Here is a 12,799-nt window from a genome sequence, read left to right as displayed (position 1 = left end):
TGAAAGTCGCCTTCGCCGTGGCGACGGGCCTTGGTATGATGCTCGTGTCGCCGTTGCCGGCCCGGAACGACAAATCCGCGGCGACTTTCACCAACCCGCTCCTGCCCTCTGGGCCAGATCCCTGGATCGTGCGCAGCGGCGACACCTATTTTTACATGAACACGCTTGGCAATCGCATTGCCATCCGCAAAACGAAGGATCTCTCGCGCCTGTCGGACGCCGCTGAGACGACTGTGTGGACGCCACCAGCAACGGGCCTCAACGCACAATCGATATGGGCGCCCGAACTCCATCGGATCGGGAAGGCATGGTACATCTACTACACGGCGGCCGAGGCCGGGCACGACGATGACGCGCATCGCGGCGTTTTCGTGCTGGAGAATGTCAGCCGCGATCCGACGCAGGGTAAATGGATCGATCGCGGTCGTCTGGAGACGGCCCATACTGGTATCGATGGCACAACCTTCGCTTATCGGGGCAAACGGTATTTTGTCTATTCGCCCTACGTCGGACCTGACAGCGTCCTGGCGATTGTGGAGATGGCTAACCCGTGGACGCTGGTCGGCAGGGAAAGCATCATCGCTCGCCCCGATCTGGATTGGGAACGTCGCGGAGGACGTCAGATCCTTGAAGGTCCGGAATTTCTGATCGGACCCAAAGGAGATCTATTCCTCAGCTATTCCGCCAGCGCCTGCTGGTCGGACGATTACGCCATCGGGCTACTCAGCGCACGACCCGGCAGCGATCCCCTTGATCCCGCTGCCTGGATCAAGGCGCCGAAGCCGGTGATGGCCAAGGCACCTGACCAAGGCGTCTATGCGCCGGGGCACAATGGCTTCTTCACCGCGCCGGATGGACGTGAAACGTGGATCGTCTATCACGCCAACCCTGCCCCGGACATGAAATGTACGTCGCAGCGCTCTCCGCGCATTCAGCGGATCGAATGGTCCGCCAAAGGGCAACCCCTTTTCCCTGTTCCAGCGTCCTCCGCGCTTCGCATTCCTGCACCCCTGCGGAAGCGTTGAGACCCCTGCCTCTTTCCATTGCTGCCACCATCGACTCGAAGCCGATAAACGGGCCATTACGCTTTGCAGTCCGCCATCGATAACGGCTCCTCGCCCTCCGAATGAGCCTTCACAAAACTCCGAAATAAGATGCGCCTTCGAATTGGGCGTCGATCCTCGAACACACGCGCAAAATAATGCTGCGCCTCAAGCTGACATCGGCCGAGACGCGCGGATCCTCTTCGCGCCGTTAAATTCCATCAAGCACTTCTGGCCCTTCACTGATCTTAGGCAGGGCGAGGTTTTCGAAAAGCTTCAGGCCATTATCATGGTACGGCGCTGTCAACGCCGCCGACATCTGTTCCAGTGTGTCATCGACCAGCGAATGCAAAGCAATATCCTGATCGGGGAGAGGAAAACCGCTGTCGCGCCGCATCAGCATGTTGAGGAACATCAGCTTGCACAGGCCGACGCGCAGACGCAGCACCTCCGGCGGAACATAGCTTACGCGCTCCACGATCAGCCGCCTTACGCGGCGGAGCGCAGGCACGGGAACCTTCGGATCGTCGTAGGGATGCCTGATTCCCTCCGCCCGTGAACGAGTGAGATACTGCGCCAGGAAGGCCGAATAGGGGTGGCCGCCATTCTCGTCTGCGATGCTGAGATGCGGCAGGCACATCACTTCCAGAAGGACACGGGCGTTCTTCAACTGTCCCGCTTGCTCGGCTTGGTCGAGCATCTTCTGGCGCAGCGGCTCGAACATATTGGTGCGATAATCGAAGATGTCGTAGACCAGCCGCTCCTTGGTGCCGAAATGATATTGGACAGCAGTGTTATTGCCCTGACCCGCAGCGGCGGCGATTTCCCGCAACGCGACGCCGTCTATACCCCGGTCGGCAAAGAGGCGTTCGGCAGCCTCCATGATCTTGATGCGCGTTGCGGCAGTTACGACCGATCGTCGCCTCTTGCCTTCGTCATTCGCCGCTGTCGCCATTGCACATTCCCCACATATGCGTTGAAAACAGGCGATAGTGTGTCGCTTCACGATCGACAACCCTTCTGTGGCCGTCGACTAAGTCACAATCCACGCACGAACGGCGTCTCATTTCTTCTGCCATACTGTCCTTTCCTCTGGTCTTCACCGAACAAACCAGAGCGCTGTCCGCCAATTCGGAGGTTTCGACGTGAGCTGCACTTATGTGATTGGCTGAACTGTCCAAATCATTACCTAACGACTTCCAGCTTGACCGATCATAACGCCGGACTGTCACATTTTTCTTGTATCTCCCCTTGACCGGCAGAGGCAGAGCGCCATATCTGGCGCTGGCACTCTTCACCGGAGAGTGCTAACAAACACAAGTTCACGGGAGCGGGAGAGAGTCGGCACTTTGAGATGGGGGTATTGAGCATGGCTTTCATGTTCGCTCGCATCCGGGCCGCTGTCGCGCGTTCCCTCATGAAGGGAAAGGCAAATATATGGCATTCCGTCCGTTGCATGACCGCGTTCTGGTCCGTCGCATCGAAGCCGAAGCAAAGACTGCTGGCGGCATCATCATTCCAGACACTGCCAAGGAAAAGCCACAGGAAGGCGAAGTCGTCTCCGTTGGTTCCGGCACGAAGGCCGAAGATGGCAAAGTTACGCCACTCGACGTCAAGGCTGGCGACAAGATCCTGTTCGGCAAATGGTCGGGCACCGAAGTGAAGGTTGAGGGCGAAGACCTCATCATCATGAAGGAAAGCGATATTCTGGGCATCGTCGGCTAATCAGCCGCCCCTGAATTCCCACTCCAATACATAGCAAGAGGTATATCTCATGGCTGCAAAAGACGTAAAATTCTCCCGCGACGCGCGTGAGCGCATTCTGCGCGGTGTCGACATCCTGGCCGACGCGGTCAAGGTCACGCTCGGTCCCAAAGGCCGTAACGTTGTCATCGACAAGAGCTTCGGCGCTCCCCGCATCACCAAGGACGGCGTTACCGTCGCCAAGGAAATCGAACTGAAGGACAAGTTCGAGAACATGGGCGCGCAGATGGTTCGCGAAGTTGCTTCGAAGACCAACGACGTTGCCGGTGACGGCACCACCACCGCAACCGTATTGGCGCAGGCCATCGTTCGCGAGGGCATGAAGTCGGTCGCGGCCGGCATCAACCCGATGGATCTGAAGCGCGGCATCGATCTCGCCGTGACCAAGGTTGTCGAAGACCTCAAGGCCCGTTCCAAGCCCGTCTCCGGTTCGGCCGAAGTCGCGCAGGTCGGCATCATCTCGGCCAACGGCGACACCATCGTCGGCGAGAAGATTGCCGAAGCGATGGAAAAGGTCGGCAAGGAAGGCGTCATCACCGTTGAAGAAGCCAAGGGCCTCGACTTCGAACTGGACGTCGTGGAAGGCATGCAGTTCGACCGCGGCTACCTGTCGCCTTACTTCATCACCAACCCGGAAAAGATGCTCGTCGAGCTTCAGGACCCTTACATCCTGATCCACGAAAAGAAGCTGTCGAACCTGCAGGCGATCCTTCCGATCCTGGAAGCTGTCGTTCAGTCGGGCCGTCCGCTCCTCATCATCGCCGAAGACATCGAAGGCGAAGCGCTGGCGACTCTGGTCGTCAACAAGCTGCGTGGCGGCCTGAAGGTCGCTGCGGTCAAGGCGCCTGGTTTCGGCGATCGTCGCAAGGCGATGCTGGAAGACATCGCGATCCTGACGAAGGGCGAGATGATTTCCGAAGACCTCGGCATCAAGCTTGAGAACGTCACCATCGGCATGCTGGGCACCGCCAAGCGCGTTACGATCGACAAGGACAACACCACCATCGTTGATGGCGCCGGCGATGCCGATGCGATCAAGGGCCGCGTGGAAGCCATCCGTGCGCAGATCGAGAACACGACCAGCGACTACGACAAGGAAAAGCTGCAAGAGCGTCTCGCAAAGCTTGCTGGCGGCGTCGCCGTGATCAAGGTTGGCGGTTCGACCGAAGTGGAAGTCAAGGAGCGCAAGGATCGCGTCGACGACGCTCTCCATGCGACCCGCGCTGCCGTTGAAGAAGGCATCGTTCCCGGCGGCGGTACGGCTCTGCTGTACGCCACCAAGGCTCTCGAAGGCCTCAAGGGCGCGAATGACGACCAGACGCGCGGTATCGACATCATCCGCAAAGCGATCGTCGCTCCCGTAAAGCAGATCGCACAGAATGCAGGCGTCGATGGCGCTGTCGTTGCTGGCAATCTGCTCCGCGAAAACGACGAGACCCGTGGCTACAACGCGTCGACCGACACGTATGAGAACCTGGTCGCGGCTGGCGTTATCGATCCTACCAAGGTCGTCCGCACGGCTCTGCAGGACGCAGCTTCGGTTGCCGGCCTGCTGATCACCACCGAAGCCGCAATCTCCGACTCGCCTGCCGACGACAAGGCCGGCGCTGGCGGCATGCCCGGTGGCATGGGCGGTATGGGTGGCATGGGCGGTATGGACTTCTAAGTCCCGCTCTACATTTACGCTACGAATTGGGGCCGGAAGAGCGATCTTCCGGCCCTTTTCCTTTGGAGCTGGCCTTAGACTTGCGGGCGTGTCTGTCACGCGCCTCATCGTCCTGAATTGGTTTCAGCATCCATTTCATCAGTGCGCACTGCGCCTTTCGCCGGTGAATTTTGAAGCACGTTCAGCATGATGGTGAAGGATTAGTTGCTTCCCATGCGCCTGCTAAGCAGGAGGCCAATGCAAGACGGGACATCCTCTCCCTGCGCACCGCTTTCATCCGCACCGTTGCACAAGCGACCCCGCCGATCCCCCGCTTCGACTACCAAAGCCTGACAAGAGCGGGAACGATCGTTACGCAGGTTCATTACCTCTGTTAGTTTACGCCGGAACCACAGCTTGCCGATCACGTCACGATCCCCCGCCCGCAATGACGCCATCGCCATAGCGCGCGTGATCTGCATACTCGGCGTCGTCTATGTTCATGCCTGGACCGGACGCACTGGCGAGGAACTGGCGCAACTCGTCGGTAGCGGTCAGGAAATCTTCCGCTGGACGCTGATGGAGGGTCTGGGAAAGAGCGCAGTGCCGCTGCTTGGCATGATCTCCGGCTATCTCGTCGCAGGATCGCGACGCACGCAAGAATGGCACAGCTTCATAGCTGGCAAGGCACGCACCATATTGCTGCCAATGGTGCTGTGGAATGCCATCGCGATCATCTGCGTCTCTGGCGCTGCTTATGCGGGCTTGATCCTGGCTCCACAGCCGCAATCGATTGGTTGGCTCGCCGAAGAACTTTTGGCCCTCACTAGGCCGCCCGACATCAACGTCCAAATGCCGTTCCTGCGCGACCTCTTCGTCTGCATGTTGGCTGCGCCGCTGTTAGTTCGAATACCGGTGAAGGGCATGGCGCTTATTGCGGCGAGCGTCGCGATACTGACGATCGGGGAATGGCCGCAACCGCTGCTTCTCCGCCCTCTAATCTTGTTCTTCTTTCTGTTCGGCATGGTCGCCCGGCGGCTGTCGCTGGCGGAGCGCGCTTCTACGCTCCCCGCAGTCATGGCATTTGCACCGTTCCTGCTGCTCGTACCGGTGAAGATCGCGCTATCGCTACCCCCGGCACCATTCATCACGACACATGGGCAGGCCATGGCAGCGCTCGATCTTCTCACGCGCGTCGCCGCCGCTTTGTTCTTCTGGAAGGTCGCCAGTGCCCTCGCCACATCGCGCGCCCGAAGTGCGCTACTGGCGCTGGAGCCTTATGCGTTCTTTCTCTTTTGCTGCCATGTAACACTGATCTGGATCGGCGGGCCGCTGCTTGGTGAATGGATCGGCCCGGTCGGATCGCCACTCTATCCTACTTTCCTGATGGTTCAGCCGCTTCTGGTCCTTGGAGCATCGATCGCTTTAGCCCACATCATCATGGCGATCTCCCCGACGACGGCGCACATCCTGAGCGGCGGAAGACTCGCTGTCCCGCCCAAGCAAGGACGGAAGGCGCAAACAGCCGTTACGGTCTAACGCTTACGCCGCCTTGGCCAGGCCGAGGCTCTGTGCCGCCTCCATGGCGATCGTGATGGAACGCTTGCGTGCGTTGGGATCGAAAGTGGCCCCCGTCACCATCACCTCGTCAACCTGCGTCCGCTCGACAAAGGCCGACAGATCGCGCGCCACATCGTCGTGCGTTCCGATGGCCGAACAGGACAGGAAGTTGTTCACCATTGATTGCAGTTGGGGCGGAAGTGACTCGTAATATCCGCTGATCGGCGGCGGCATTCTTCCGGGCGTGCCGGTCCGTAATGCCACGACCGTCTGCATCATGGACGTCGCCAGCAGTTTTGCGTCCTCACGCGTGTCCGCCGCAAAAATGTTAAAGCCAGCCATCGCATAGGGCTTGTCGAGTTGCGCGGACGGGCGGAAATCACGACGATAAATCGCCAGCGCACTGTCCAGCGCATCAGGTGCAAAGTGCGAAGCGAAGGCGTAAGGCAGGCCGAGTGCCGCCGCGAGCTGCGCGCCGTACAGGCTCGACCCCAATATCCATAGCGGCACATTTGCCCCCGCGCCGGGGGTGGCGGTGAAGCCCAGGCGATCGTCGCCCGCGAAATAGGCTTGCACTTCCATCACATCGCGCGGGAACTGGTCAGCGCCGCCTGCAAGGTTGCGCCGCATCGCCTGTGCCACCCGCTGATCCGACCCCGGTGCACGCCCGAAGCCGAGATCCACACGACCCGGATACAGCGCTTCCAATGTGCCGAATTGCTCGGCAATGGCCAGCGGCGCATGGTTGGGAAGCATGATCCCGCCCGCCCCGATGCGGATGGTAGACGTCGCCGCCCCGATCGCAGCCAGCACAACCGAGGTCGCCGCCGAAGCGATACCGGGCATGCCATGATGTTCGGCAGTCCAGTATCGCTGATAGCCCAGCGTTTCCGCGGTGCGGGCGTAGTCGGCAGCGTTCGCCAGAGCAGTGGCGACGTCGCTGCCCTCCGTTACAGGAACAAGGTCGAGAAGGGAAAGCTTGGTCATACCGATCATATAGGCATGATCGGTTGCATTTCACTACCCTAATTCAAAGATCAGTCTTCCAGTGTCGCGTCGAGCGTAATGTCCGCTTTCAGCAGCTTGGAAACCGGGCAGTTCGCCTTCGCCTTGGCCGCCAGATCCTGGAACGTCTCGTCATCCGTGCCGGGGATCTTCGCCGTCAGCGTCAGGGCGATGGCTGGAATCGAAAAACCGCCGTCGCTTTGCTCCAGCGTTACGACCGCCTTCGTCTCCATCTTTTCGGCCGTCAGCCCGGCCTCGCCCAAAATCAAAGAGAGCGCCATGGTGAAGCATCCCGCGTGCGCCGCGCCGATCAGTTCTTCGGGATTGGTACCTTTCACGCCCTCGAAGCGCATCGCAAAACCATAGGGACGGGCGTCCAATGCACCGCTCTCGGTGGAGATAGCACCCTTGCCGTCTTTCAGGCCGCCGCTCCAGACTGCCGACGCACTTCTTTTGATCGCCATGATGAATCTCCTCAATTGATCGGATGCAGACGCCTTACCGCGCCAATGCGACAAACGGCTTACGTGGCGGAAAGAGTATACGCCAGATGTTCCGCTTCATTGCGGTTTGTACGCAATGCATTCCACTTCGACCAATGCCCCCAGAGCAAGACCGTTCGTGCCAAAGGCGCTTCGGGCGGGCAAACGATCCGCCTTGAAATAGGTCGCGTATATCTCATTGAATTTGGGCCACAGCTTCATGTCGCTCAACATCACGGTACACTTCACGAGATCGTCCATGGTCGCGCCGCCTAGCGACGCCGCCTTGCCCACATTGACCATCACATTGCGCGCCTGCGTCTCGAAATCCGCTGGTAATGCGCCGTCCGCCGCGGTTCCAAGCTGTCCCGAAAGGTAAAGCGTGTCGCCGGCGCGTACGGCGGGCGTGAACGGGCGACCCGCTACTTGAGCGCCCAACCCCGTAACGCCGGCCTTGGCTGGCTCGGACTGTGTCGCCGCGAGACCGGGAGTTACCGTCATCGCTATCATTGCCGTTAGCTTGAACCACTTCTTCATCGGCGTCCCCCGTCGTTGCGCTAGGAGGCAAAGTGCCTGGCCCTGCACTCCGATGCAATGACTAGTGGTCAGGCCGCCTCATCATGGAATTGCAAGCGCGCCAGTTTCGCATACAGCCCGCCCTGCGCATTGAGCGTCGCATGGCTTCCCTGCTCAACGATCCGGCCGTGGTCCATCACGACGATACGGTCCGCCGCTCGAATGGTCGCAAGGCGATGCGCGATCACGATTGTGGTGCGGCCGTGCATCAAGGTGTCGAGCGCATCCTGCACCAGTCTCTCCGACTGCGCGTCCAATGCAGATGTAGCTTCGTCCAGTAACAGGATCGGCGCGTCGCGCAGCAGCGCGCGGGCAATCGCCATGCGCTGCCGCTGCCCGCCCGACAGGCGCGTTCCCGCCTCGCCCATGAAGCTGTCGAGACCCTGCGGCAGGCTGCGCAGGAACTCGTCGGCATGGGCCGCACGTGCTGCCTCCCAAATGCGTTCATCACTGGCGTCCCAATTGCCATAGCGCAGATTGTCGCGTGCCGATGCGGCAAAGATCACACTTTCCTGCGGCACCAGCGCCATCATGGCGCGGACGTCCGCCGGATCGGCATCCCTCATGTCGACCCTGTTCAAAGTTACGTGGCCGCCTTGCGGATCGTAGAAACGTTGCGCGAGCTGGATGAGCGTCGACTTGCCTGCGCCGGACGGCCCGACCACCGCCACAGTCTCACCCGGCTCCACGACCAGCGTGAAATCATCCAGGGCGCTCATGTCGGGCCTGGTCGGATAGCGGAAGGTGACGTTCTGGAACGCCAGCGTCGCCTGCGTCCTATCGGGAATGGGCTGCGCAAACACAGGCGCAGCAATTTCCGGCACTGCGGTCATCAGTTCGTTCAGTCGCTCCGCCGCGCCCGCGCCCCGGAGCAAGTCGCCCCAAGTCTCGGTGAGCGAACCGAAAGCCCCTGCGACAATCCCGCTCGTCAGCACGAAAGCAGCAATGCTCCCACCCGACAGCTTGCCACTCGCGACATCGATCGCGCCCTGCCACATAATAAGCGTAACCGCACCGAAGATCAGGCTGATGACGACACCGGTCATGATGGCCCGCAGGCGAATGCGGCGACGGGCCGTCTGGAAGCCGCTCTCGACCGCAGCCGAAAAACGGGCGGCCTCGCGCTCTTGCTGACCGAAGGACTGCACGATCCGCATCGCACTTAGAACTTCGGACGTGATGCTGCCGATATCGGCCAGTCGATCCTGACTGCTGCGAGAGAGAACCCGCACCCGGCGACCCATGAACACGATCGGCAGGATGACCAGTGGAATGCCCAACAGCATCATGCCAGCAAGCTTAGGCGCGAGCACGATCATATAGCCGACGCCGAGCACGCCCATCACGAGATTGCGCAACGCCACGGAAACGGTCGCGCCGACGACCTGCTCAATAACGGCAGTGTCCGATGTCATACGCGAGGAGATTTCCGAAGGACGATTCTCCTCAAAGAATCGGGGCGCCATGCGCAGCAGATTGCGCTGCACTGCGGTACGAACATCGGCCACCACCCGCTCGCCGATCCAGGAGACGAAATAAAAACGGCAAGCCGTCGAAATACCCAGGATGACGACAATCAGCAGCAGATACTGGAACCACCGCCCGATATCCCCCCGCCGCCGCTGGCCCCGAATCCACGATCAATCACAAGCCGGAAGCCACTAGGAATCGCTAGAGTAGCAGACGCTGCGCAGACGAGCGCTATCATTGCAGCAGCCAGCCTACCGGGATAATTCCTGGCAAAATGCCATAGCATTCCAAGGCTTGCGAGTTTGCTGGTCCGCGGAGCGCTCTCCTCGTTTGCCGATTGCGCAGTTGCGCCGCTGGAGGCCGTGTCTTGCCTGCTGTCCCTACTCATCGCTGCGACTTAGCAGGCCGTTAGAAGCCACTCAATCGCAATCGCCGTGAGCATGGCGACACGCCCGCGTACCTCAAATCGAACATCAGATCGGGTTAACCGAATTATGAAATCGATTAATTTATGTTGCTGTGCGAAACAGAAAAGGCTTTGGTCGGTATTATCGTAACGGCCCCATTAACGAAGGACATCGGGTAGCCATGCTTTATAACGCATATGAGTTTCAACGCAGCCTGCTGGCAGGGGCAAGCGCCATCGCCAATGCGGGTGCAGAGATACTCAGCAACCCCGCCAACCCCTTCTCCTACTTCGGAGCCGGCCCCATTCTCGCTTCCGCGCTGGACGTGTTCGCGCACGCCTCGGCAACGCGCGGCAAACCTGCATTCGATCTTCCCGAGACGACCATCGATGGGCGCTCGACGCCAGTCACGGAGGTTATCGAAGCGCGTAAGCCATTCGGCCAGTTGCGCCACTTCCTCCGCGAGGGAGCGAGCGAAAATGATCCAAAGCTGCTGATCGTCGCGCCGATGTCCGGCCACTATGCAACCCTGCTGCGTGGTACAGTACAACGGATGCTGCCTGGGCATGACGTGTGGATCACGGACTGGCGTGATGCCCGCAATGTGCCCACGTCTGAGGGCGGCTTCGACCTGGACGACTACATCGATTATCTGATCGAATGGCTGGAGCATATCGGTCCCGGTGCACATATGCTTGCTGTTTGCCAGCCATCGGTGCCGAGTTACGCTGCTGCGGCGCTGATGTCGGCGAGCAACCATCCCGCCAAGCCGCGCACCCTCACCATGATGGGTGGTCCGATCGACACGCGTGAAGCCCCCACTGCTGTCAACACGCTGGCCACCGAGCGGCCGCTTACCTGGTTCGAGCAGAATGTTGTCGCGACGGTTCCGTTCAATTATCCGGGCAATGGCCGCCGCGTCTATCCCGGCTTCATGCAGCTTGCCGGGTTCATGACCATGAATCTTGGCGATCACTTGATGAGCCATTGGGAAATGTTCAAGCATCTGGTCGATGGCGACGAGGAAAGCGCAGACGCGACGAAGAAGTTCTACGAGGAGTATCGCTCGGTCTGCGATATGACCGCCGAATTCTACCTGCAAACCGTCAGCGAAGTGTTCCAGAAGCACAGCCTGCCGAAGGGCGAGTTGATGCATCGCGACGTGCGGGTCGATCCTGCCGCGATCACCGACATCGGCCTGTTGGCGATTGAGGGCGAGCGGGACGACATCTCAGGCCTGGGTCAGACCAAGGCCGCGCTGACGATTGCAACCAACCTGCCTGACGAACACAAGAAATATTACATGGCCGAAGGCGCTGGCCATTACGGCATCTTCAATGGCAGCAAGTGGCGAATGAAGATCGCGCCGATCGTAGAAGACTGGATTCGCGCGCACAACAATTGAACTTGTCGGTCGGCGACCCCGGCCGATGCGGCTGCGCGGCATCCTATCTGGCTTACGTATTTCGTGCCAGCATCGCAGCCAACTCCAACGCGCGTTCGGCGGGCATTGTGCCCGTCAGCGCCAGCGCCTGATCGCCATTTTCCCAATATGCAATGTTCTCGCTGGCCCGCTTAGTCACTAAGGGCTTTGCGTCGGCGGGAGTTTCGGCCCGGCCTGCCAATAGCGTCACGGCCTCGCCCTGCGGCGTAGTGAGGGACAGGGCGACTGCGGGCGAACTGTTCGTCGGATAAAGCTGCACATCGCGCACCCGCCAACCCTCCGGCAGCTTGGGCAAGCGAATCCCTGTCGAGCGCGCAATCTCCACACTGTCGAGATGCGTGCTTTCCACTTGAGAGACCATCGCCTGCCGCAATAGCCCGGTACGGTGCGACGCGGCAGCTTCATCGATGAAGGTGGTGCTGGCCTGCGCCGGGTCGGGAAATTCGCCAAGCGCACCTCTCCCAATCCATCCGAGCGCAATCAGCGCCGCAATTCCCGCTGCGCGCGCGGCATGGCGAAACGCGCCACCATTATCATTGGCAGGCGCAGGCGGCACACCCGCCACACGCTTGACGCCCACGAGCGTGCCCTTGGTGCCGTCATGCAACAGTGAGAAGTCGATGTCTGGCCAGCGCTTCCGCCACCGCCGCGCCACAAGGCGCTCGCCCGGACGCGCGGCATCGTCCAGCAGCACCACGCCTCCCGGGGACAGTCGCCGGAACAGGCTATCTGCCGCGCCGCGTACCATAGGATGCACGCTCCACGGCGGCCCGTCGATGATGATAAGGTCGATCCGGTCTGGCAGACGATCCACGCTGTACCAACGACCCGGCCACCCCTCTACATTCGCCTCCAGCGGCGCATGACGGATGTCAACCGACAGCCCGTTGTCGTCGAGCCACTCGCGAGTCGCATCGACGAAGCCCGCGTGCTGATCGAAGCTGATAAGCTGCCCGCCGCCATGTAGCGCGAGCGCCTTAGCCGCCACCAGCGTCGAGGCACCTGCGCCTAGCTCGACCACAATGCCCGGTTGCAACAGCGCGATCTGCATCACGATATGGCGCAAGAACCCTGTATCGGCCTTCCAGCTACCCAGATGAGGCAGCGCGTCGGGGGCAAGTCCTAGCGCCGTCATCAACGCGCGCTTGTCGGCCTTGCTACCCCCGTGCAGGCTTTTCAGAAGCCACGGCCATCCGATCGCTCCGAATGCCAACCGCCATGCCCAGTCGCTTACCTTGCGGGAAAAAGGAAGCGATGCGTCACTCTCGGCGAGAGAAAGCAGGCCGGTAAGCTCTCGTGATGTCACGTTATCAATGTCCTGTTAGGGCTTGTCACGTCCTCTAGCCTGACAGACGCGCAGGGGAAAGCCTGCACGGGCTTTCCGTTCCGCATGAACGCCCCTA

10 protein-coding genes and 1 pseudogene are annotated in these 12,799 nt (G+C 60.5%); 5 read left to right on the top strand and 6 right to left on the bottom strand.

All coding sequences use genetic code 11. The features are described 5' to 3' along the window. The first annotated feature begins 35 nt into the window (after window positions 1–35). Window positions 36–1,025, top strand: coding sequence for a family 43 glycosylhydrolase (locus C1T17_RS05880; RefSeq protein WP_104955029.1), 990 nt, complete (start codon window positions 36–38; stop codon window positions 1,023–1,025). A gap of 229 nt (window positions 1,026–1,254) precedes the next feature. On the opposite strand, the gene C1T17_RS05875 is transcribed toward C1T17_RS05880, so the two are convergent. After that, entirely contained in the window at window positions 1,255–1,998 is a 744-nt protein-coding gene (locus tag C1T17_RS05875) for a TetR/AcrR family transcriptional regulator (protein ID WP_104952643.1), read from the bottom strand. 482 nt (window positions 1,999–2,480) lie between these two features. Here C1T17_RS05875 and groES point away from each other — a divergent pair, with 482 nt between their 5' ends. From groES to C1T17_RS05860, 3 genes are all read left to right on the top strand, one after another. Next, window positions 2,481–2,768, top strand: a complete 288-nt coding sequence (gene groES / locus C1T17_RS05870; RefSeq protein WP_104952642.1) for a co-chaperone GroES — start codon at window positions 2,481–2,483, stop codon at window positions 2,766–2,768. 49 nt (window positions 2,769–2,817) lie between these two features. Further along, window positions 2,818–4,473 carry a chaperonin GroEL gene (groL, locus tag C1T17_RS05865; protein WP_104952641.1) on the top strand — a complete coding sequence of 552 codons (1,656 nt, stop codon included), beginning with the start codon at window positions 2,818–2,820 and terminating at the stop codon, window positions 4,471–4,473. A gap of 396 nt (window positions 4,474–4,869) precedes the next feature. Continuing rightward, entirely contained in the window at window positions 4,870–5,991 is a 1,122-nt protein-coding gene (locus C1T17_RS05860) for an acyltransferase family protein (RefSeq protein ID WP_104952640.1), read from the top strand. 3 nt (window positions 5,992–5,994) lie between these two features. Here the strand turns inward: C1T17_RS05860 and C1T17_RS05855 are convergent, their stop codons facing one another. From C1T17_RS05855 to C1T17_RS05840, 4 genes and pseudogenes are all read right to left on the bottom strand, one after another. Then, a complete protein-coding gene (locus C1T17_RS05855; protein WP_104955028.1) occupies window positions 5,995–6,999 on the bottom strand; it encodes an LLM class flavin-dependent oxidoreductase in 1,005 nt (334 codons plus the stop codon). A 50-nt stretch (window positions 7,000–7,049) separates the two neighbouring features. Continuing rightward, complete coding sequence (locus C1T17_RS05850) at window positions 7,050–7,481, bottom strand: OsmC family protein (RefSeq protein ID WP_104952639.1); 432 nt, start codon at window positions 7,479–7,481, stop codon at window positions 7,050–7,052. 96 nt (window positions 7,482–7,577) lie between these two features. After that, window positions 7,578–8,036 (bottom strand): RidA family protein, encoded by a 459-nt coding sequence (locus C1T17_RS05845; RefSeq protein WP_104952638.1) that lies wholly within the window; start codon window positions 8,034–8,036, stop codon window positions 7,578–7,580. Window positions 8,037–8,104: 68 nt separating this feature from the next. Further along, a pseudogene (locus tag C1T17_RS05840) lies at window positions 8,105–9,831 on the bottom strand (ABC transporter transmembrane domain-containing protein). A gap of 302 nt (window positions 9,832–10,133) precedes the next feature. On the opposite strand from C1T17_RS05840, the gene C1T17_RS05835 reads away from it, so the two are divergent. Then, window positions 10,134–11,357, top strand: coding sequence for a polyhydroxyalkanoate depolymerase (locus tag C1T17_RS05835; protein WP_104952637.1), 1,224 nt, complete (start codon window positions 10,134–10,136; stop codon window positions 11,355–11,357). 52 nt (window positions 11,358–11,409) lie between these two features. Here the strand turns inward: C1T17_RS05835 and C1T17_RS05830 are convergent, their stop codons facing one another. Further along, window positions 11,410–12,702 (bottom strand): class I SAM-dependent methyltransferase, encoded by a 1,293-nt coding sequence (locus C1T17_RS05830; RefSeq protein ID WP_104952636.1) that lies wholly within the window; start codon window positions 12,700–12,702, stop codon window positions 11,410–11,412. Window positions 12,703–12,799: the final 97 nt, after the last annotated feature.

This window comes from Sphingobium sp. SCG-1 (genome assembly GCF_002953135.1).
In the GTDB taxonomy this organism is placed as follows: Bacteria; Pseudomonadota; Alphaproteobacteria; order Sphingomonadales; family Sphingomonadaceae; genus Sphingobium.
Note: the sequence above shows the minus strand (reverse complement) of the source record. Positions and strands in the feature narration are given on the sequence as shown.